Raw genomic sequence first — 21319 nt, 5'->3', positions numbered from 1 at the left:
TTTTCTTTGGCCGCGTCCACCGCACGCCACCCGGCCCGCACCGCAAGCCGGCGCCATGCGCACCGCGCACCGCGCACCAACAAAAAAGGCGAAGCCGCAGCTTCGCCTTTCCTCATCTCCGTCGGCGGCAATGCCTCCGCGCTACTCTCCACCCCGGTCCCGCGCGATGCGGATCACATCGGGGTTGCGTCGCAGCGCACGCATCACGTCGGCCAGGTGCACGCGGTCATGCACCTGGATCAGGAAGGTCATGTACGTGGCTTCCTGGCCACCACCCTCCTGCTCCATCGACACATGCGCGACGTTGGCATCGGCCGAGGTCAGGTCCGCGGCCACCCGCGCGAGAATGCCCTTGGTATTGCGCACCAGCACCTTGATCGACACATCGAAGGCGCGCGTGGTGTGCTCCGCCCACATGACGTCGATCCAGTGCTCCGGATCCTTGCCGTGCAGGCGCTTGGCCACGCGACATTCTTCCACGTGGATCTGCAGCCCTTCGCCCTTGCCGATGTAGCCGACGATCGGGTCGCCGGGAATCGGCCGGCAGCACGGCGAGAACACCATGGCCATGCCTTCGTCGCCGCTGACCGTCACGGCGGGCGCCTCTTCGCCGGCGAAGGCGTGGACGGCGGCGATCAGCGCTTCATCGCCCTCGTGCCCGCCCTCCTGCAACCCGATCTCGATGCGCCGCGCCACCACGGCGGCCACGCGCCGGCCCAGCGCCAGGTCGGCGAAGATGTCTTCGCGCGCCTTGTTGCCGGTCCACTGCACGATCCGCTCCCACACCTGCGCGGGCACGGCTTTCATGTCGATGCCCAGCTGGCGCAGCGCCTGCTCCAGCAGCCGCTCGCCCAGCTGAATGGCTTCGTCCAGCTTGGCGGTCTTCAGGAAATGGCGGATCGCCGCGCGCGCCTTGCCGGTACGCACGAACGTGAGCCACGCCGGGTTCGGCTTGGAGTACGGCGCCGTCACCACCTCGACGATATCGCCGTTCTTGAGCTCGGTACGCAGCGGCAGCAGCGCATTGTTGATCTTGACCGCCACGCACTGGTTGCCCAGGTCGCTGTGCACGGCATAGGCGAAGTCCAACGCCGTGGCGCCGCGCGGCAGCGCGCGGATCTCGCCCTTGGGCGTGAACACGTAGACGGCATCCGGGAACAGGTCGATCTTGACGTGCTCCAGGAACTCCTGCGAATCGCCGCTCTGGCTCTGGATATCGAGCAGCGACTGCAGCCACTGGTGCGCCTGCTGCTGCGCGCGATCCGGCTCGTCGTGGTGCTGCTTGTACATCCAGTGCGCCGCCACCCCGGCCTCGGCGATCTGGTTCATCTCGCGCGTGCGGATCTGGAATTCGACCGGCGTGCCGAACGGCCCCACCAGCGTGGTGTGCACGGACTGGTAGCCGTTGATCTTGGGGATGGCGATGTAGTCCTTGAACTTGCCGGGCATCGGCTTGTACAGACCGTGCAGCGCGCCCACCGCCATGTAGCAGTGCATCTGCGTCTCGACCACCACGCGGAAGCCGTACACATCCAGCACCTGCGAGAACGACAGCTGCTTGTCGTGCATCTTGCGGTAGATGCTGTAGAGCGTCTTCTCGCGGCCGGTCAGCTCGGCCGAAACGCCCGCGTCGCCCAGGGCGCGCTGCGCGGCCTCCAGGATGCGGCTGACCACCTCGCGCCGGTTGCCGCGCGCGGCCTTGACGGCCTTCTCCAGCGTGGCATACCGGAACGGCGAGCCGATGCGAAAGCTCAACTCCTGCAGTTCGCGGTACGTGGTGTTGAGCCCGAGCCGGTGCGCGATCGGCGCGTAGATCTCCATCGTCTCGCCGGCGATGCGGCGGCGCTTTTCGGGCGGCACGTGGTCGAGCGTGCGCATGTTGTGCGTGCGGTCGGCCAGCTTGACCAGGATCACGCGCACGTCGCGCGCCATCGCCAGCAGCATCTTGCGGAAGCTCTCCGCCTGCGCCTGCTCGCGGCTCTGGAATTCGAGCTTGTCCAGCTTGGTGAGGCCGTCGACCAGCTCCGCGACCTTGGGGCCGAACTTCTCGGCCAGTTCGCTCTTGGTGACGCCCTGGTCCTCGATCACGTCGTGCAGCAGCGCGGCCATGATCGATTGCACGTCCAGCTTCCAGCCCGCGCAGATTTCCGCCACCGCCACCGGGTGCGTGATGTACGGCTCGCCGCTCTGGCGGTACTGGCCGAGGTGCGCCTCGTCGGAGAAGTGGAAGGCTTCCTTCACCAGCTTGATGTCGGCCGGCTTCAGGTACGACAGCTTCTCCGTCAGCCCCGCGATGGAGACCACCTGCTGGCGCGGCGGCGCGGCCGGCTGCGAGGTCGGCCCGAACAAATGTCGGTACGTCTGCTCGAGCACCGCGTCGATAAAGAGGGTCTCACCCGCGGGCGGCTCGGCCCTGGCGGCAGCCGGCGCGGATGCATCCGCGCCCTGCGGCACCGCTTTGGGCGATCGCGGCGGAAGCGCTGCCCGTTCGCCCACCAGGTCCGCGCCATGCGGGTCGGGCAGGTTCGGCGCGCCCGTGCGGGGCGACGCGGAACCGGAAGCGGAGGTCGGCATGGAAGCGAATGAAGCGGAGGCAGCCCCGGGCAAGGACGCCGCGGGCGCTGCCGCGCCGGTGGGCTGACCCGGCGGGATGGCGTCCTGGTGCGCGGAAGCGCGCTTGGAGCCGGGTGAAGAAGCGGGCGGCGAGGTAGGCATGCCGGGGTCTCGTTGAATCGCGGCTTTCACGTCCATGAAAGATCGCGTCGACGATCAGCGACCGGGGCAGCGTACCACGCCAGGCAATGCAGTCAGCTCAGGAAGGGACCTTCTTGAGCATTTCGATCCCGACCTGGCCGGCGGCGATCTCGCGCAGCGCGGTCACGGTCGGCTTGTCCTTGGCATCGACCTTGGGGGTGTGGCCCTGCACCAACTGACGCGCGCGGTACGTTGCGGCCAGCGCCAGTTCGAAGCGATTCGGAATCTGTTTCAAGCAATCTTCGACGGTAATACGCGCCATGAAAACTCCACCTGTGGCAAATCGTGTTGATGCCGGTATTTTAGCAGCAGCGCGGCGCCTGCCCCGGACGCCTCGTCGGCGCGGGGCCTACCACACTTTCGCTTGCGCGCCGGAAAACGCGCGGCGACGCTCAGTGAATGCCCAGCTCGACGAAGAGCTCGGCGTGCCGCGCCTTCTGCGCCATGTAGCGCAGCCGCGCGGCCTGCACCACGGTGCGCAGCTCGGCCAGCGCGGCCTCGAAGACCTCGTTGATGATCACGTAGTCGGCTTCGGGCGCGTGCGCCATTTCGCTGCCCGCGGCGAGCAGCCGGCGCACGATCACGTTGGGCTCGTCCTGGCCGCGCTTCTTGAGGCGGTCTTCGAGCGCGGTCAGCGACGGCGGCAGGATGAAGATCTCGACCGCGTTGGCGAAGCGGCGATGCACCTGCTGCGCGCCCTGCCAGTCGATCTCCAGCAGCACGTCGGTGCCGGCGCGCATCTGCTCTTCGATCCACACGCGCGAGGTCGCGTAGTAGTTGCCGTGCACTTCGGCCCATTCGAGGAACTCGCCGCGATCGCGGCAGGCCTTGAACTCGTCGACCGTCATGAAATTGTATTCGCGGCCATGCTGCTCGCCCGGCCGCGGCTTGCGCGTGGTGGCGGAGACGGACAGGCGGATCGACGGGTCCTGCGCCAGCAGCGCGTTCACCAGCGTCGACTTGCCCGCGCCGGACGGCGCCACCACCATGAACAGGCTGCCGGGAAAATGGTTCTCGATGGGCGTATCGACCGCCGAGTGCGCTTGGGAAGAAGGCATGTTGTTGTTCTGCGTGGTGCGTGGTTATTCGAGATTCTGGACCTGCTCGCGCATCTGCTCGATCAGGAGCTTGAGCTCCATCGAGGCATCGGCCAGCTCTTTGGCGGCGGCCTTGGAGCCGAGCGTGTTCGCCTCGCGGTTGAGCTCCTGCATCATGAAGTCGAGCCGCTTGCCGATCTGGCCGCCCTTCTCCAGGATGTGGCGCGTCTCGCGCAGGTGCGCCTGCAGCCGGGAGAGCTCCTCGGCGATGTCGATGCGGATGCCGTAGACGGTGGCTTCCTGGCGGATGCGCTCGGTGAGCTCGTCGCGCGTGAGCGCCGGGGTGCCGTCGGGCGCGGCCAGACCGAAGGCCTCGCGCAGGCGCTCGGTCAGCTTGTCCTGGTGCTGCTGGATCAGGTTCGGCACCATCGGCACCAGGTCTTCGACGATCGACAGCATGGCATCGACGCGCTCCAGCAACATGGCCTTGAGCGCCTCGCCTTCGCGGCGGCGGGATTCCAGAAGTTGCTGCAACGCCTCTTTCGCGGCGGCCGTGACCGCCTCGCGCAGCGCGTCCTGCGTCAGCTCGGGCTCGGCCAGCACGCCCGGCCAGCGCAGGACCTCGCCCATGCGCAACGAGCCCGCGGCCGGCAGGTGGCGCGCGACCTCCTGCTCCAGCGTCGCCAACTGTTGCAGGACGCCGACATTGAGCGCCGCGACATCGCCGGCGGCCTCCTGGCGCTGCAGGTTGATCCGGCATTCCAGCTTGCCGCGCGACAGTGCGCTCATCAGCATCTCGCGCAGGGCCGGCTCGAAGGCGCGGCACTCTTCCGGGGCACGGAACAGCAGATCCAGAAAGCGGGAGTTGACGGTACGGAATTCGACCGACACGGTGGCGACGTTGTCGCACGGGGCGCCGCTATGGTCGGTAAAGGCTGCCTGGCGCGTGGCGACGCCATAGCCGGTCATGCTGTGGATCATGAGATCGTGGTCTTCTTATGCGTATCGATGGTTCGGGCGGGCCGGGCGAGCCGGGGAATTGGCAGGGGATCCCCCACCTTTTGTCGCTTTACAACGTGTGGACTCGTCGGGGAGAATCCGACTGCTATTTCGCCACACAAACCCATGACAGAGTCAAAAGGCTCAGGACAGCCACGCAGTGCGCCGCTACCGGTCGGCACGTTGCTGTCCAATTATCGCATTGTAAAGAAGTTGGCCAGCGGGGGGTTCAGCTTCGTCTATCTCGCTACCGATGAACATGGGACGCCGGTAGCCGTCAAGGAATACCTGCCGTCTTCGCTCGCCCGGCGCTCGCCCGGCGAGTTGATCCCGGTCGTGCCCGAGGAAAGCGCAAGCGCATTCCGCCTCGGGCTCAAGTACTTCTTCGAGGAAGGCCGGTCGCTCGCCAAGATTTCCCATCCGTCCATCGTGCGCGTGCTCAATTTCTTCCGGGAAAACGGCACGGTGTACATGGTGATGACGTACGAGCAAGGCAAAACGCTGCAGGAGCATGTTCTCGGCGCGCGCCAGCAGGGCAAGCTGAAGGTGCTGCGCGAACGCTTCATCCGGCAGGTCTTCCATGACCTGATGAGCGGGCTGCGCGAGGTCCACATCCACAAGCTGCTGCACCTCGACATCAAGCCGGGCAACATCTATCTGCGCGAGGACAGCTCGCCGATCCTGCTCGACTTCGGTGCCGCGCGGCAGACGCTCACGGCGGAAGCGTCGCGCTTCCAGCCGATGTACACGCCGGGCTTCGCCGCGCCGGAGCTGTATCGCAAGCACAACGAGCTGGGCCCGTGGACCGACATCTACAGCATCGGCGCGACCATCTATGCCTGCATGGCCGGCGCACCGCCGCAGGAAGCCACGCAGCGCGAGAAGGAAGACAAGCTCGGGGAAAACCTGGAGCGGCTGCGCACCGTCTATACCGGCAGCCTGATCGACCTGGTGGCCTGGTGCCTGAAGATGAAGCCGGAAGAGCGGCCGCAGAGCGTCTTCCGCCTGCAGAAGGTGCTGCGCGAAGAGAGCAACGCGCTGACCGAGATGCAGGCGCTTACGGCGGTCACCCAGGGTGGCCCGGTCGCGCCCGAAGCCAAAGAGGCGTTGACGACACGTTTCATGAGCCGCCTCTTGCGCCGCCGGGACAACTGAGGCCCGGCCCTCGGAGTATGATTTTCAAACGATGCGGCATCGGCGGAGTCCCAGCCGGCCGCGTTGCTTCCCTTTACCGAATTCTCTGAAGCCGCAATGCGATTCTCGGTTTATCAAGAAAGCAAGAAAGGCTCGCGCCGCGTCAACCAGGACCGCATGGGGTACTGCTTCACGCGCGATGCCATGATGATGGTGCTGTGCGACGGTCTGGGCGGACACTCCCTGGGCGAAGTGGCGGCCCAGCAGGCGCTGCAGACCATGGCGCGCCAGTTCCAGCGCCACGCGCGCCCGATGATCCGCAATCCGAACGACTTCCTGCACGAGAGCATCATGCTCGCGCACCGGGAGATTCACCGCTACGCCGAAACCAACGGCCTGCCGGATGCGCCGCGCACCACCATCGTCTGTGTGCTGGCCCAGCGCGGCTCGCTGCACTGGGCGCATGCCGGCGATTCGCGCATGTACCTGATGCGCAAGGGCGAGCTGGTGACGCGCACGCGCGATCACTCCAAGATCGAGAACCTGCTGCAGCAGGAACGGGTGCTGCCGATGCAGGTCGCGAACCACCCCGAGCGCAACAAGATCTACAACTGCCTGGGCTCGCCCAACCTGCCGCTGATCGACATCGGCGGCCCGACCAGCCTGGAGCCGGGCGACGTCGCCCTGCTGTGCTCCGACGGTCTGTGGGGCAGCGTGGCGGAAGACGAGTTGGTCGACACCTGCACCAGCTTCTCGGTCACGCAGGCGATCCCGGAGCTGATCGCCCGCGCGCTGCGCAATGCCGGCGACACCGCCGACAACACCACCGCCATCGCCATGATGTGGGAGCTGGACGCGACGACGACCACGCAGGATTCGGTGCAGACCGACACCCTGCCGCTGAACGCCTTCACCACCTCCATCCTGGACGCGCCAAAGAGCGAGTCGGGGCTGATGTCGGAAGAGGAGATCGAGCGCTCCATCGCCGAGATCCGCGCCGCCATCGACAAGACCACCAATCTGACGCGCTGAGCGTCCGCCCGCCCCCTTCCCGCCGGCCCGCCCTGCCGAACGCAGCGCGGGCCGGTATCATGTCGGGTTATCCGTTTTCTTGCGAGACACCCACATGCGACCCAGCGGCCGCCAGCCCGACCAACTCCGTCCCGTCACCCTCACCCGCCATTACACGCGCCACGCCGAAGGCTCGGTGCTGGTGTGCTTCGGCGACACGCACGTGCTGTGCACGGCCAGCGTGCTGCCCAAGGTGCCGCCCCACAAGAAAGGCAGCGGCGAAGGCTGGGTGACGGCCGAATACGGCATGCTGCCGCGCTCGACGCACACCCGCTCCGACCGCGAAGCGGCGCGCGGCAAGCAGAGCGGCCGCACACAGGAAATCCAGCGGCTGATCGGCCGGGCGATGCGCTCGGTGTTCGATCTGTCCGCGCTGGGCGAGCACACCATCCACCTGGACTGCGACGTGCTGCAGGCCGACGGCGGCACGCGCACGGCCAGCATCACCGGCGCCTTCGTGGCGGCCCATGACGCGATCTCGGTGATGCGCAAGAAGGGCCAGCTGACCGGCGAGCCGATCCGCGACTTCGTTGCCGCCGTGTCGGTGGGCGTGGTCGATGGCGTGCCGGTGCTCGATCTCGACTACCCCGAAGACGCGTCCTGCGACACCGACATGAACGTCGTGATGACCGGCGCCGGCGGCTTCGTGGAAGTCCAGGGGACGGCCGAAGGAACGCCGTTCACGCGCACCGAGATGGACGCGCTGCTGGGCCTGGCCGACCACGGCATCCGCACGCTGATCGGCCTGCAGAAGCAGGCGCTTGGCCTGTGAGCGGGGCGGACGTGCGCAGGATCGTCCTGGCCTCCAACAACCCCGGCAAGCTGGCGGAGTTCAATGCGCTGCTGGCCCCGCTCGGCCTGGATGTCGCGCCGCAGGGCGAGCTGGGCATTCCCGAGGCGGAAGAGCCGCACGCGACCTTCGTCGAAAACGCCCTGGCCAAGGCGCGGCACGCCAGCCGCCTGGCCGGCCTGCCCGCGCTGGCGGACGACTCCGGCATCTGCGCGCACGCACTGGGCGGCGCGCCGGGCGTGTATTCGGCCCGCTATGCGCAACTGGCCGGCGGGCCGAAGTCCGACGCCGCCAACAACGCGCGCCTGGTGCGCGAACTGGCCGGACACGCCGATCGCGGCGCACACTATGTCTGCGTGCTGGTCTACGTGCGCCACGCGGACGATCCGCAGCCGATCATCGCCGAAGGCAGCTGGTTCGGCGAAGTGGTCGACGCGCCGCGCGGCGACGGCGGCTTCGGCTACGACCCGCACTTCCTGCTGCCCGCGCTCGGCAAGACGGCCGCCGAGCTGTCCAAGGCCGAGAAGAATGCCGTCAGCCACCGCGCGCAAGCGCTGGCGCAGCTGGTCGAGCGGCTGCGCCTGTTCGAGAACGCCTGACGCTTCATGATTCCGATCCACCCCGTAGGCGGGAGCCAGACGCCCGCTTCTTCCACCGCCGCAGCCGGGACCGGCGATACCGTCACGTCGGTCTTCCTGCAGCCGGGCAGGATCAGCCTGCCGGCCTCGCCGCCGCTGTCGCTCTATGTGCATGTGCCGTGGTGCGTGCGCAAATGCCCCTATTGCGATTTCAACTCGCATGCGGAGCCGGAGGCGGGCATCCCGGAAGACCGCTTCCTCGCGGCCATCCGGCAGGACCTGGAGGCCGCGCTGCCGATGGTGTGGGGCCGACGCGTGCATACGATCTTCATCGGCGGCGGTACGCCGAGCCTGCTGTCGGCGCGGGGGCTGGATACGCTGCTGTCGGACATCCGCATGCTGCTGCCGGTCGATGCGGATGCCGAGATCACCATGGAGGCCAATCCCGGCACCTTCGAGGCCGAGCGCTTCCGCAGCTATCGGGCCAGCGGCGTGAACCGGCTGTCGATCGGCATCCAGAGCTTCAACGACACGCACCTGCAGGCGCTGGGCCGCATCCACAGCGCCGCCGAGGCACGGGCGGCCATCGACATCGCCCGCGCGCACTTCGACAACATCAACCTCGACCTGATGTTCGCCCTGCCCGGCCAGACCCTGGCCGAATGCGAGGCCGATGTGGAAGCCGCGCTGTCGTTCGGCACCAGCCACGTCTCGCTGTACCACCTGACGCTGGAGCCCAACACCTACTTCGCCAAGCACCCGCCCGCGCTGCCGGACGACGACACCGCGTTCGCCATGCAGGACTGGATCCACGCACGGCTGGCCGCGGCCGGCTACGAGCACTACGAGGTGTCGGCCTACGCCAGGCCGGGCAAGCGCTGCAAGCACAACCTGAACTACTGGCAGTTCGGCGATTACCTCGGCATCGGGCCGGGCGCGCACGGCAAGCTGAGCTTTCCGCACCGGGTGATCCGGGACATGCGCCACAAGCACCCCGAGACCTACCTGCGCCAGGCGGAAACGGCCGGCGGCGCGACGGTGGTGCAGGAGCAGCGCGAAGTCGACGCGGCCGACCTGCCGTTCGAGTTCATGCTCAACGCGCTGCGGCTGACCGACGGCTTCCCCGTCACGCTGTTCCAGGAGCGCACCGGCCTGCCGCTGCGCGGCATCGAGCGCGAACTCGATGCCGCCGAGCGGCGCGGCCTGCTCGTGCACGACCACGTAACGATCCGGCCGACCGAACTGGGCCAGCGCTTTCTCAACGATCTGCAGGCGCTGTTCCTCGCCGACGACGAAAACTGACAATCCCGTCGGCCGGCGGACTGTGCTGCCGCGCCGGCAGCCGTTACAATGGCGGCCTCGCGCGCCATGTGCGCGCATGCCGTCTCCGGAAGCGTGGCCGAGTGGTTTAAGGCAGCAGTCTTGAAAACTGCCGATGGGGTAACCCATCCGTGAGTTCGAATCTCACCGCTTCCGCCATTGAAATCAGAAAACCCCCAACGGTATGCCATCAAGCATGCCATTCACGTTTGGCAGGGATCAGAAGCGATTGGACTGTTCGGCCGGCCGAGATAGCATGGCGGTCGCGGCACAGGATCGAACAGCATTGGGAACGACTCCTAGGCCACAGTTCCGCCGCCTGCGGGGGATGGAAAAGCAGACGGTGCCGGGCTGCGCGACCCTTGGTCCATAGGTCGGGTGTTCGAGTCACTCTCGCCCCGCCAGATTGAAAAAGGGCTCCGAGCAACCGGAGCTCTTTTTGTTTGTCCGCGAACCTTGAACGAAATTCGCCCTGCCGCAACTCAGCCGGCCAAGCCAGCCCAGGCCGCACGCACCTCAGCCGTCAGCGCGGAGCCGTGCCCCTGGTAGCGGGGCGAGAAATGGAACGGCACGACAGCCCCAGCCCCGAGCGCCCGTGCGATCAACCCCGCCTGACGGGCAGTCAAGTGGTTCTTGCGCAGGCCATGCGCCTTGTCTTCGTCGAGGAACACGCTCTCGATATACAACTGATCGACGCCACGCATGAGCTGCACAAGGGTCTGCACGTTTTGTTCGGTGTAGCGCAGGTCGGTGACATAGCCAATGCGCTGGCCCGGCACGACATCAAGCACCAGCTGACACAACTCCCCGACCAGCCGAGTGCTGGCGTGATCGCCATGCCGGTCGCGCCATTGCACCAGCAGCGGCGTGTCGGCGGCGGCGCCGCTGAGTACAGCATGCTTTAACTCGCGCAGCCAGGCGCCGGCGGTCATCCCCAGCGCCATGAGCCCATCCTTGTTCACGCCGATGCGCGCCTTCTCCTCGATCAGGAAAGCGAGGCAAGGCATGTCGTGATCGACAAAGCGGCCCCGCACACGAAACGTCATTTCGTCGTGCAGCACGTCATCCGTGCGCTCGAGACGCGCGCCGGCTTCGGGCGCGAAGTGGCGACGGCTCGAGAAAAGCACGCGCCGCTGCCAGCCGTCCAGTCCGATCTCGCGTGCCTCGATCACCAATGCCTCCGTGTAGCGCTCCACCATGTTCCAGGTGTAGGCGCTCAGCTTGTGCCCCACTTGCGCGATGAAGCCCGGCCCACCAAGCACCACGATACGGTCCTTGCGCCCGAGCGACACGCGCAGCAACCGATCGAAACCGGCGAAATGATCCATGTGCGTATGGGTAACGAAAACATGGGACAAGCGCAACAGCTGGCCGGGCAGAAGCCTGGAGAGATCGCCGAGATCAAACAGCAAGGCGCGCCGCTCGTCATGGAAATCCAGATAGAGGCCCGGATCCCCGAAGGCATCGTTGACAAGCCGGGCGTCGAACAGGCCGTGCATGGCTATCCTCAGTGCGCGGTTTGGGCACCATCAGCGTCAGTGTAGCCATGGCGACATGCGCATAGGGTCCCGGCGACGCATCGATGACAGGCCGCCAAGCGGCCCAACCGGTACATCCGGCCCCTGCCGCTGCCTGGGCACCATCACCTACCGGGCGAGCGTCAAGCGCACCATAATGAATGCGTGAGATCAACCGGAGACAGCGCTCCTGGATCCACGCCAGCCTCTCCCGGGCTGGCAATTGCGGATGTTCTCTTGAATCCACACGTTGCCTGCATTCTGCTAGGAGACGCCCATGACCAATACTCAAGACGGTATCGTCCTCGCCCTGAATCGCCTGATCGAGGTCGGCAAGAATGACGAGTTGAGCTGCAGTTCAGGTGCCCGCGAGGTACACGACCCTCAACTGCGTGACATCCTGACAGACGCGGCACAGTCCTGCCGTGCATCGGTTCAGGAGTTGCAGCAGCTCGTCAGGTCGCTCGGCGGCCAGCCGCGTGACCGCGGCAGCATGAATGGCACCCTGCATCGGGGCTGGATGGAGATCCGGCACCTGATCACGCCGAACGATGACGATGTCGTGCTGGAAATGTGCGAGCGCGAAGAGGACATCGCCAGGCACGAATATCAAACGACCCTGCAGCAAGACCTGCCGGCGGAGATTCGCGCGGTCGTACAGCGACAATACGAGGGCATCCAACTGCATCGCGAACGTATCCACGCCATGCGCGGGATGCAGATTCATTGACGACGCCCGGTGGCGTGAGCGCTGCGCCGCCATCTCTCGCATCACATCGATGCCGGGCCGCCTGCCCTCATATGGGCAGGCCGGGCACCATACGCCCCGTAAGATTCGGGCGCCGGTGATCGCCCATTAGCGCCCCTTCGCGCACCGGAACCGACAGCGGCTTTGGCGTCTTCATAGCGGCGCGAGCGCGTCGCCAGGCAACCCAATCGTCCCAGCATCACGGCTGTAGGCATGGGTGCGGCCTCATCAAAGTGAACCCGACTTGAATCGGGTCCGATGCATCGCAAATCGCTGTTCCTCCGGCGCGTCTGCAATCATCGATCGGCCCCTGGGGATTGGGCCTCACGCACCGCTACCGCTACGCGAAGCGCGATCACTGCCGTTTCGTCACGCCTCGTACTGACCGATTTCCCATTGTGCTGATATCGCGGATCGGTGTCCGCGCAGACCTGCAACCGTTGATCAATTCAGGATGCCTACTTGAATAGCAATCAACCCAAGACACTTTTATTTCTCCTCGGACAGATTGTTGCTACTCGCCGAGCGCTCGACCGGCTAGATCAGGCAGGTGACCTGCCCCGCGTCCACGGAATCCGCGCACGAAACTGCTAACTGCTATAGTCGCGCCGACTCCGATTCCCGACCTCTGCCATGACACCTGACTTCCGTCACACCGTTCTCGCATGCGTTATCGCCGCGACCGCCGTCGGCAGCGGGCTGGTCCGCGCGCAGGCCACGGCGCCGCAGACGCAGGCGAGCGCCCCGGCCGCATCGACCGGATCGGTGGCGGAATTGCGGCAGCTGCTGGCGCAGAAGCGCCTGACCGAGCTGCGCACGACCTACAACGGCGATTACGGCACGAGCCTGCTGCTGGTCAACGAAGACACCACGGCCTATGTCGCGCTGTCGTATCGCAGGGAACTGTGGCGGGTGTACAAGTTCGGGGCGGCCGCGCCGGCCGAAGCCGCGTATGACATGCTGGCCCGGCAAACCCGTGCATGGGCCGAGGACGATGTGCGCCATGCCGTCGCCGCCGGCCAGAAGGCCCAGCTGGAGCGCGAGGCGCAGGCGGCCGAGCAGCGTGCGGCGGCGCTGAGCCAGGAAGTGCGCGCCATGCAGGCCCAGCGCCAGCAGATGCTGGAAGAACAGCAGGCCGCGCGGCGGCAGACCCAGGCGCTGGATGCCGAGCGCCACGCCTACAAGGCACAGATCGACTCGCTGCAGCAGCAGATCCGCCTGCTGGAAAAGCAGTTGAACGATCCGCACTGGTCGCCCGCGCCCTGAGTCGCGGGCACGATCGTCCCGGGCTCAGTGCAACTGACCGCCCGCTTCCCGGATGTCTTCCTGCCTGCGCAGCGTTGTCTCGATCGAAATGCGCAGTCCGGCGACGACGGTGTCGTGCGCCATGCTCGGCTGCCCGGGATGCCCGGCCGCCTGCGCCGGCAGATAGGGAATATGGATGAAGCCGCCGCGCGCGTGCAGCCCGTGGTGGGCAATCGCGTGCATCAGCCCATAGAAGACATGGTTGCAGACGAACGTCCCCGCCGTCTGCGACACCGAGGCGGGCACGCCGGCGGCGCGCAGTTCGTGCACGATGGCCTTGATCGGCAGCGTCGAGAAGTACGCCGCCGGCCCGCCCGCGACGATGGCGGTATCGATCGGCTGCCGGCCGGCGTTGTCGGCGATGCGCGCATCGTCCACGTTGATGGCGACGCGCTCGATGGCCATCTCGGCGCGCCCGCCGGCCTGGCCCACGGCGATCACCACGTCCGGGCGCAGGCTCATCAGCAGCCTGTCGAGCACCCGGATCGATTCGCCGAACACCGTCGGCAGCTGGCGCGTGACGATGTCGGCGCCGGCGATGCCCTGGCCGTCGAGCGTACGCACGGCTTCCCATGACGGATTGACGGGCTCGTTTTCGAACGGATCGAAACCGGTGACGAGGACGGTGGGCATGACGGTCTCCTGCGACGGTACCCGATCGCCAATGATGATAGCCGCCCGGGCGGCACCATGCCCGGGCGCCTTGCGTGCTGCCCGGTCAGTTGAGCTTGCGCTTGTGCTCGTAGGACAGCAGGATGTCGACCTCTTCGGTCCCGACGGAGCGTAGCCATTCGCGCGTCAGGCGTTCGCCGAGGCGGCGCATGTCGCCCAGCAGCGTCACATCGGGATTGATGACGCGCACGCCGGTCTTGGCGAGCTCGACCTCATCGCGCTCGTAGGTCTGGCGGCTCGCTTCCCAGCCGCGCTTTTCGTATTCCGCGGCGAGCTTCAGCACCGCCTGCTGCGCGGCGGGCGACAGCCTGGCGAAGCGCGCTTCGCTGACGAACACGGCGTTCTTGGGAATCCACGCGTTGACCTTGTAATAGTAGGTCAGGCGCTGGCCCGCCCGGGTCTCGAGGCCGGTCGACGGCGAGGTCAGCATGGTGTCGATGCGGCCGGCGGTGATCGCGGCGCCCAGATCGGCGGCTTCCACCGGGATGGGCTGCGCGCCGTACAGATCGGCGATGCGTTTCTGCTCGGCATTGTAGGTGCGCAGGCGATGGCCCCTGAGGTCGGACAGGCGGGCGATCGGCGTGCTGGAATACAGGTTCTGCGGCGGCCAGGGCACGGCGTACAGCAGGCGCAGGCCGCTGGCCTTCATCAGCGACTCGATCTTGTGGCGCGACGCCTCCCACAGCAGGCGGGCATCGTTGTAGTTCTCGACCAGGAACGGAATCGAGTCGACGCCGAACATCGGGTCGCGCTGCGCCAGCGTGGACAGCATCACCTCGCCCCCTTCGGCCTTGCCCTCCTTCACGCCGTCGAAGATGGCGGCGGGCTTGAGCAGCGTGCCGCTCGGGTAGACCTCCAGCCTGAGCTCGCCGCCGGTGGCCGGGCCAACGGCGCCGGCGAAGGCCTGCAGGTTCTGCGTGTGGAAGTTGGTCGCCGGATACGCCGTGGCGACGCGGAACGTTTCGGCGTGCGCGTGGACGGCCGACAGGAGCGAGAGCGCTCCCGCGAAAACACAAAGAAGGCGGCGTGCCGGCATGGCACGTCCGCCCGTCATCTGGCTGCTCATGGATTCCCCCCGGAAAAGAGCTTGATGCGGATTGTTTTGTTATGTGGATGACGCAGCGCCGGCCGGCATGGCGCCAATGGCGTACCGGCCGGCGTGCGGGCGCGATTATCGCAGCATCAGGAAGTACAGGAGCACGATATTGGCTGTCAGCAACAGTAGCGCGGTGGGGACTTGCGTTTTGATGACGGCGTTCTTGTCGGACAGCTCCAGCAGCGCGGCCGGCACGACGTTGAAGTTGGCCGCCATCGGCGTCATCAGCGTGCCGCAGTAGCCGGAGAACATGCCGATCGCCGCCATCACCGCCGGGTTGGCGTGGTACACGCCGACCAGGATCGGCACCCCCACCCCGCCCGTCATGACCGGGAAAGCCGCGAAGCCGTTGCCCATGATGACGGTGAACAGCGCCATGCCCACGCAGTACACGATCACCGCCACCAGGCGATAGTCCATGTTGATGTAGGCGGTGGTCAGGTGTGCCACGGCCTTGCCCACGCCCGCATCGGCGAAGACCAGGCCCAGCATGGCCAGCATCTGCGGCAGCACCAGCGCCCAGCCGAGCGACTCGGTCAGGCGGCGCGATTCGCGCATGGCCTGCGCCGGCGTGTCGCGGGTCAGCCAGCAGGCCAAGCCCAGCGCGACGATGCAGCCGATCCCGAGCGACACGAAGGTCTGGTTTTTCGGATCGAGCAGGAAGGCGCCGCCGAGCTTCACGTCCTTGAGCAGCACGCTGCCGATGACGGTGACCACCGGGATGGTCAGCGCCGGGATGAACAGCCGGTTGCCCAGACGCTCGGCGGAGGCGCGGCGCGCTTCGACGGGCAGCTCGCCGTGCTTGCCCAGCACCACGCCGCCGAAGCCGGCCAGCACGGCCATCAGCACCGCGCCGAGACCGACCACGATCGGCGGCAGCCGGTCGCCCACCAGGAAGATCACGGCGAAGATCGCCCAGAACAGGCCGGTGGCCCAGCGGCGCGGGTGCGTCTTGTCGGCGAAGGTCATCAGCGCGGTGATCGTCAGGACGATCCCGGCCAGCCAGTACAGATAGTTGATCGACAGAATCATGGTGCTCACCCCTGCTTGGCTGCGGCTACGGTGCCGACGGCGCCCATCTCGCGGGCGAGCCAGCCGTCCAGGCGCTTGAGGCGCACGGCGTGGATCAGGAACGCGCAGATCGCGGTGGGAATGCCCCACACGGCGATGCGCAGCGGCTCGACGTCGATGCCCGAGCCCAGCAGGAAGGTATGCATCAGCGCGATGGCGCCGAAGGCCACGAAGATGTCCTCGCCGAAGAACAGGCCGACGTTGTCGGTGGCGGCGCAGAAGGCCAGCAGGCGTTCGCGGATCGGATCGGGCAGCTTGCCGAAGCGGCTCTCCGCGGCGCCCTCGGCCATCGGGGCCAGCAGCGGGCGCACCATCTGCGGATGGCCGCCGAGGCTGGTCAGGCCGGCGGCCGCGGTCAGCTCGCGCACTGCCAGGTAGACGATCAGCAGGCGGCCGACCGTGGCCGAGCGGATGCGCGCGATCCAGTTCTGCGCGTGCTCGCGCAGGCCATGCCGCTCAAGCAGGCCCACCACCGCCAGCGGCATCAGGATGATGAGCGGCAGCGTGCGCGTCTTGATGACGCCCGTGCCGATCGCCGTCAGGATCCTGTCGATCGGCATCGACGCCGCGAAACCGGTGGCGATGGCGGCCACGGCCACCACCAGCATCGGATTGAACCGCAGGATGAACCCCGCGATGATGACGACCACCCCGATCAGCGGCCATAGATTCACTGCCGTATCCATGTGGAACTTCCCCCCTTCTTGTTGTGAAAAAAAGCCCCGCGCGAACCACCGTGCGGGGCAGGTTTCAGGCGCCGGCGCGCACAGCGATGCCCTCGCTGCCGAGCCGGTCCCGGATGCGCCGCGCGAACGCCAGCGCATACGCGCCGTCGCCGTGCAGGCAGACGGTCTGCGCGCGAATCGGGACCCACACGCCGTCGACGGATTGGACACGCTGTTCGCGCACCATGGCAAGTGTCTGCGATAGCGCGGCTTCTTCGTTTTCGAGCAGCGCACCGGGTGTGCCGCGCTTGACCAGCGTGCCGTCGGCGTTGTAGCCGCGGTCGGCGAAGACCTCTTCCTTGGCGGCCAGGCCCAGCTCGCGCGCGGCCTGCACCAGCTCGCCGCCGGCCAGCCCGAACACCGCCAGCGACGCATCGAAGTCGCGCACCGCGCGGGCGATCGCCATGGCGAGCGGCCGGTCGCGCGCGGCCTGGTTGTACAGCGCACCGTGCGGCTTGACGTGCGCGAGCCTGCCGCCCTGCGCCCGCACGATGGCCGACAGGCCGCCGATCTGGAACAGCACGCCGGCATAGACCTCGTCCGGCGGCAGGTGCATCTCGGTCCGGCCGAAGTTCTCGCGGTCGGGGAAGCTCGGATGCGCGCCGATCGACACGCCCTGGCGCAGCGCCCAGGCGGTGGTCTGGCGCATCGTGTTGACGTCGCCCGCGTGCCAGCCGCAGGCGATGTTGGCCGAGCTCACCAGCGCGAGCAGGGCTTCGTCGTTGTCGCAGCCTTCACCCAGGTCTGCGTTCAGGTCGATTGCTGTCATCGGTAGGTTCCTCGTTCCATCAAGCCATCGGGCGTGTCCTGGCGGTGCGCCGCGCCACCGACAGGATGCCCCGGCGCTGCCAGTCCAGCGCCGTCTCGATCTGCTGCAGGTAGCGCGACACGTCGGCGCGCGCGGCCTCGGCCTCTTCCAGCGTCGCGCGGGCAAAGCGGATGCGCGTGCCGAGCGGCACCTGCGCCAGGCGCCACTGGTCGGCCAGGATGACGGTGCCGATCTTCGGGTAGCCGCCGGTGGTCTGCGCGTCGGCCATCAGCACGATCGGCTGGCCGGACGGCGGCACCTGGATCACGCCCGGCACCACGCCGTGCGACAGCAGGTCGCCGCTGCGCAGCTGCCTGCGCACGAGTTCCGGCCCCTGCAGGCGAAAGCCCATGCGGTTGCTGTTGGGGGTGAGCGTCCACTCCGATTCCCAGAACGCGGCCTGCGAATCGGCCAGGAAATCGTCGTATTCGGGACCGGGCAGCACGCGCATCACCGGAAGCTCGCCGCGCATGCGGTCGAAGGTCCAGCGCGGCGCCTTCACGCCGATCGCGGCGCCGCTCACATCGGGCGCGTGCGACCGATCGGCCGGCAGCGCGGCCAGCCGGTCGCCGTCGCGCAGCGGACGGCCTTCGAAGCCGCCGAAGCCGGCCTTGAGGTCGGTGGCGCGCGAGCCCATCACCTCCGGCACGTCGATGCCGCCGGCCACGCACAGGTAGGCGCGCACGCCGCCCTGCGCCACGCGCAGCGTCAGCGTCTGGCCGCGCTGCACGGGAAAGGCATGCCAGGCATGGACGGGCGCCCCATCCAGCGTGGCGAGGCAGTCGGCCCCGGTCAGGGCGACCAGCCCGTCGGCCAGGAACCGCAGCGTGGCGTGGCCCAGCGTGAATTCGATGCCGGCCGCATCGCTGCGGTTGCCCACCAGCCGGTTGCCGACGTACAGCGACAGCGGATCGAGCGCGCCCGACATGCACACGCCGAAGCGGCGATAGCCGGTGCGGCCGAGGTCCTGCACCGACGTCAGCACGCCGGCCCGCACGATCTCGATCAAGGCCGGCGCGGCACGGGAAGTGGGCCGGCTCATGCGTGCACCTTCGAGGCGACAAAGCGGATGCGGTCTCCGGGCGCCAGCAGCGCCGGCGGGTCGCGCTGGGGCAGGAACAGCGCCGCGTCCGTGCGGCCGAGCAATTGCCAGCCGCCGGGGGAGGCGGCCGGGTAGATGCCGGTCTGCTCGCCGCCGATGCCGACCGAACCGGCCGGCACCGCCATGCGCGGCTCCGCGCGGCGCGGCGTGGCGAGCGACTTGTCGAGCCCGCCCATGTAGGCGAAGCCCGGCAGGAAGCCCAGGAAGTAGACGATATATTCGGGCGCGGTATGGCGGCGCACCACCTCCTCGGGGCTCAGGCCCGTGTGGGCCGCGACATCGCGCAGGTCCGGGCCGTCGTCACCGCCGTAGGCGACTTCGATGTCGATCCGCTTGCCGTCGGCGATCAGCGCGCCGCTCTCTTGCCACGCCTCGCGCAGCAGCGCGGTCAGCGCCTGCGCATCGGCCTGCGGCCCGAAGACGAGCGTCAGGTTGTTCATGCCCGGCACCACGTCGATGACGCCCGCCCACTCGGACGCGCGCGAGGCCATCGCCCAGATGCGCTGCTGGCAAGTCAAGGTCGCCGGCGGCGGCACTTCGCACAACAGCGCCAGTTCGCCCAGCCGGTGAATCGTGCACTGCAACTTGGCCCCCGTTCGTCATGGGCCCCGCTCGGAAGATATCGAGAAAGGGGCGCTGAATCCAAATCGATACGTTAATAAAATGTCGGTAAATTATGTATAAGAAGTAACCCTTAGCTCACCAAACGTGCATCTCCGCGTGCTTTTGGTGCGATCCGGGCCCCGTTCATCATAGGCAAGGTGCTGCCCCGGATGGACAGCCGACCGTGCCTGCGTCATCTCGAACCGAAGCGGCAGCCGAAAACGGCACCGCGCCGCCGTCTTCAGCCGCCGTGCTCGTGCTGCGTGGCGCGCAGGCCGAGCCACAGGGCCAGCACGGCGCTGACCGCCATCATGCCCAGCAACGGTGCCGCGCCCTGCCCGAACGCGGCGACCACCGTGCCGGTGACCATGCCCAGGCCGAACTGCATGGCGCCCATCAGCGCCGAGCCCGTGCCGGCGCGGGCCCCCTGCCCGGCCATGGCAAGCGCGCCCGTGTTGGGCGAAATGCAGCCGATCGAGGCGACGTAACAGAACAGCGCCGCCAGCACCAGCGGCAGCGGCATGAAACCGGCGCCGACCACCGCGGCAGCCGCCACGCTCGTCGCGGCCGGCATCCACAGCGCGCGGCGCAGCACCCGGGCCGGCGTAGACCGGCGCATCAGCCGCACATTGATCCGGGAGGCTGCAATCATGCCCGCCGCATTGCTGCCGAATACCCACGCATAGTGCGACGGGCTCAATCCGTAATGGTCGATCAGCACGAACGGCGAGGCGGTGATGTAGGCGAACATGCCCGACACGAATACCGCGCCGCACGCCGTATAGGCGGCGTAATGGCGATCGCGCAGCAGTTCCCAGTAGTCGCGCAGCACCCGGCCGACGGCCAGCGGCCGCGCGTGCGCCGCATCCAGCGACTCGCGCATCAGAAAATGCACCGCCGCCAGCGACAGCACGCCGAACGCCGCCAGCACCGCGAAGATCATCCGCCACGAGGTCACCTGCAGCAGCGCCCCGCCGATCATCGGCGCGAGGATGGGCGCCACACCCATCACCAGCATCAGCGTGGAGTAGGCCTGCGCCGCGCCGGCCGGATCCATCCGGTCGCGCACGGCCGCGCGCGAGATCACCATGCCCGCGCAGCCGCCGAACCCCTGCACGGCGCGCAGCACGGCCAGCATGGTGGCATCGGTGGCGAACGCGCAGCCGACCGACGCCGCCACGTACAGGGCCAGGCCGATATAGAGCGGGGGCTTGCGGCCGAAGCGGTCGCTGGCCGGGCCGTAGATCAGCTGGCCGATCGCCAGGCTGACCAGGAACGCCGTGAGCGTGATCCCCGCCGCGGCCGACGACGTCCTGAGATCGCGCGCGATGGTGGGCAGGCTCGGCAGGTACATGTCGACCGATAGCGGACCGATGGCGGTCAGCGCGCCCAGCAGCAGAAGCCAGCCGGGAATGGCGCCGCGCAGGCGGGGCAGGCGAGCGCGTCTGGAATCGGGAGCAGTCATGGGGGCGCGGGAAACACGGCAGCGATCGCGCACGGAAACGGATCGGGATCGCGCCGGAGCAAACGTCAAACTGTAGCGCAAAGCCGCATCGCCCGCCGGACGCGGCCACGGCACTGCCGCGGTGCAAACCGAAGCCCGCCGCGCCACCGCGGGGAGCCGCGGCCCACCTGGATACCCCGGCATGACAAGCCGGCCGACGCCGATTCCGGGCACCTCGCGCGCCCGGCCTGCCATGACGCGCGGCTCGCATACCCGGCACGGGATTTGCACACCCACCGCCCCCGTACGAGACGGCGCGCAAGCGCCCGGACCGGGCGGCCGGCGAAAAGCCGGAAGCTATAATCGTCCGTTGATGGCAGGCATCACACGCCTATGATGATGAATGCGATGCATCGGCACGAATCTGCGCCGTTGCCGCATGCTGTGAAGCGTCGTCAACAACCCATACAAGACCGCTTCGGGGGCGCTTCGGGCTCGCGGCAAGCGGCACGGAAACCACGAGCCAACCTGTTGTGACACCACTT

At 67.6% G+C, this 21319-nt stretch carries 20 protein-coding genes and 1 tRNA gene; 8 read left to right on the top strand and 13 right to left on the bottom strand.

What is annotated here, in order from left to right:
* Positions 1 to 141: 141 nt before the first annotated feature.
* The 4 genes from GO999_RS06110 to GO999_RS06095 form a co-directional block, all read right to left on the bottom strand.
* Entirely contained in the window at positions 142 to 2574 is a 2433-nt protein-coding gene (locus GO999_RS06110; protein WP_016722870.1) for a RelA/SpoT family protein, read from the bottom strand.
* Positions 2575 to 2812: 238 nt separating this feature from the next.
* Positions 2813 to 3016 carry a DNA-directed RNA polymerase subunit omega gene (gene rpoZ, locus GO999_RS06105; RefSeq protein WP_003262123.1) on the bottom strand — a complete coding sequence of 68 codons (204 nt, stop codon included), beginning with the start codon at positions 3014 to 3016 and terminating at the stop codon, positions 2813 to 2815.
* Positions 3017 to 3146: 130 nt separating this feature from the next.
* The gene (gene gmk, locus GO999_RS06100) at positions 3147 to 3812 is read right to left on the bottom strand and encodes a guanylate kinase (protein WP_011002084.1); all 666 of its coding nucleotides are present in this window, start codon (positions 3810 to 3812) and stop codon (positions 3147 to 3149) included.
* 24 nt (positions 3813 to 3836) lie between these two features.
* Complete coding sequence (locus GO999_RS06095) at positions 3837 to 4772, bottom strand: YicC/YloC family endoribonuclease (RefSeq protein WP_011002085.1); 936 nt, start codon at positions 4770 to 4772, stop codon at positions 3837 to 3839.
* Between the two features lie 144 nt (positions 4773 to 4916).
* Between GO999_RS06095 and GO999_RS06090 the strand changes: the two genes are divergently transcribed.
* From GO999_RS06090 to GO999_RS06065, 6 genes are all read left to right on the top strand, one after another.
* On the top strand, positions 4917 to 5945 hold the full coding sequence (locus GO999_RS06090) for a serine/threonine protein kinase (RefSeq protein WP_016722868.1): 1029 nt from the start codon (positions 4917 to 4919) through the stop codon (positions 5943 to 5945).
* Positions 5946 to 6041: 96 nt separating this feature from the next.
* Complete coding sequence (locus tag GO999_RS06085) at positions 6042 to 6956, top strand: PP2C family protein-serine/threonine phosphatase (RefSeq protein WP_089190730.1); 915 nt, start codon at positions 6042 to 6044, stop codon at positions 6954 to 6956.
* Positions 6957 to 7050: 94 nt separating this feature from the next.
* A complete protein-coding gene (gene rph / locus GO999_RS06080) occupies positions 7051 to 7767 on the top strand; it encodes a ribonuclease PH (protein WP_016722867.1) in 717 nt (238 codons plus the stop codon).
* 11 nt (positions 7768 to 7778) lie between these two features.
* Positions 7779 to 8384 carry an RdgB/HAM1 family non-canonical purine NTP pyrophosphatase gene (rdgB, locus tag GO999_RS06075; protein WP_211906660.1) on the top strand — a complete coding sequence of 202 codons (606 nt, stop codon included), beginning with the start codon at positions 7779 to 7781 and terminating at the stop codon, positions 8382 to 8384.
* 6 nt (positions 8385 to 8390) lie between these two features.
* The gene (gene hemW, locus GO999_RS06070) at positions 8391 to 9665 is read left to right on the top strand and encodes a radical SAM family heme chaperone HemW (RefSeq protein ID WP_089190729.1); all 1275 of its coding nucleotides are present in this window, start codon (positions 8391 to 8393) and stop codon (positions 9663 to 9665) included.
* An 87-nt stretch (positions 9666 to 9752) separates the two neighbouring features.
* A tRNA-Ser gene (locus GO999_RS06065) sits at positions 9753 to 9842 on the top strand.
* 323 nt (positions 9843 to 10165) lie between these two features.
* On the opposite strand, the gene GO999_RS06060 is transcribed toward GO999_RS06065, so the two are convergent.
* The gene (locus GO999_RS06060; protein WP_016722864.1) at positions 10166 to 11182 is read right to left on the bottom strand and encodes a ribonuclease Z; all 1017 of its coding nucleotides are present in this window, start codon (positions 11180 to 11182) and stop codon (positions 10166 to 10168) included.
* 295 nt (positions 11183 to 11477) lie between these two features.
* Between GO999_RS06060 and GO999_RS06055 the strand changes: the two genes are divergently transcribed.
* Both GO999_RS06055 and GO999_RS06050 read left to right on the top strand, forming a co-directional pair.
* On the top strand, positions 11478 to 11930 hold the full coding sequence (locus tag GO999_RS06055; RefSeq protein WP_011002092.1) for a PA2169 family four-helix-bundle protein: 453 nt from the start codon (positions 11478 to 11480) through the stop codon (positions 11928 to 11930).
* A gap of 651 nt (positions 11931 to 12581) precedes the next feature.
* A complete protein-coding gene (locus tag GO999_RS06050) occupies positions 12582 to 13214 on the top strand; it encodes a DUF2968 domain-containing protein (protein ID WP_089190728.1) in 633 nt (210 codons plus the stop codon).
* Between the two features lie 24 nt (positions 13215 to 13238).
* Here the strand turns inward: GO999_RS06050 and pcp are convergent, their stop codons facing one another.
* The 8 genes from pcp to GO999_RS06010 all read right to left on the bottom strand — a co-directional run bounded on the left by pcp (position 13239) and on the right by GO999_RS06010 (position 20795).
* Positions 13239 to 13886 (bottom strand): pyroglutamyl-peptidase I, encoded by a 648-nt coding sequence (pcp, locus tag GO999_RS06045; protein WP_089190727.1) that lies wholly within the window; start codon positions 13884 to 13886, stop codon positions 13239 to 13241.
* A gap of 85 nt (positions 13887 to 13971) precedes the next feature.
* Entirely contained in the window at positions 13972 to 14991 is a 1020-nt protein-coding gene (locus GO999_RS06040) for a TRAP transporter substrate-binding protein (RefSeq protein ID WP_011002095.1), read from the bottom strand.
* Between the two features lie 105 nt (positions 14992 to 15096).
* Positions 15097 to 16053, bottom strand: coding sequence for a DUF979 domain-containing protein (locus GO999_RS06035; protein WP_011002096.1), 957 nt, complete (start codon positions 16051 to 16053; stop codon positions 15097 to 15099).
* A gap of 5 nt (positions 16054 to 16058) precedes the next feature.
* Positions 16059 to 16778 carry a DUF969 domain-containing protein gene (locus tag GO999_RS06030; RefSeq protein WP_089190726.1) on the bottom strand — a complete coding sequence of 240 codons (720 nt, stop codon included), beginning with the start codon at positions 16776 to 16778 and terminating at the stop codon, positions 16059 to 16061.
* Positions 16779 to 16842: 64 nt separating this feature from the next.
* On the bottom strand, positions 16843 to 17586 hold the full coding sequence (gene pxpA / locus GO999_RS06025) for a 5-oxoprolinase subunit PxpA (RefSeq protein WP_089190725.1): 744 nt from the start codon (positions 17584 to 17586) through the stop codon (positions 16843 to 16845).
* 19 nt (positions 17587 to 17605) lie between these two features.
* The gene (locus GO999_RS06020) at positions 17606 to 18667 is read right to left on the bottom strand and encodes a 5-oxoprolinase subunit C family protein (protein ID WP_021155266.1); all 1062 of its coding nucleotides are present in this window, start codon (positions 18665 to 18667) and stop codon (positions 17606 to 17608) included.
* Positions 18664 to 19311: a 5-oxoprolinase subunit PxpB gene (gene pxpB, locus GO999_RS06015; protein WP_020832339.1), complete on the bottom strand. Its 648-nt coding sequence runs from the start codon at positions 19309 to 19311 to the stop codon at positions 18664 to 18666. Before pxpB ends, GO999_RS06020 begins: the two co-directional genes overlap by 4 nt.
* A gap of 260 nt (positions 19312 to 19571) precedes the next feature.
* Positions 19572 to 20795, bottom strand: coding sequence for a multidrug effflux MFS transporter (locus tag GO999_RS06010; protein ID WP_071895445.1), 1224 nt, complete (start codon positions 20793 to 20795; stop codon positions 19572 to 19574).
* Positions 20796 to 21319 lie beyond the last annotated feature (524 nt).

This window comes from Ralstonia nicotianae (assembly GCF_018243235.1).
GTDB classification, from domain to species: Bacteria; Pseudomonadota; Gammaproteobacteria; order Burkholderiales; family Burkholderiaceae; genus Ralstonia; species Ralstonia nicotianae.
This window is presented reverse-complemented; position numbering and strand designations above follow the sequence as displayed.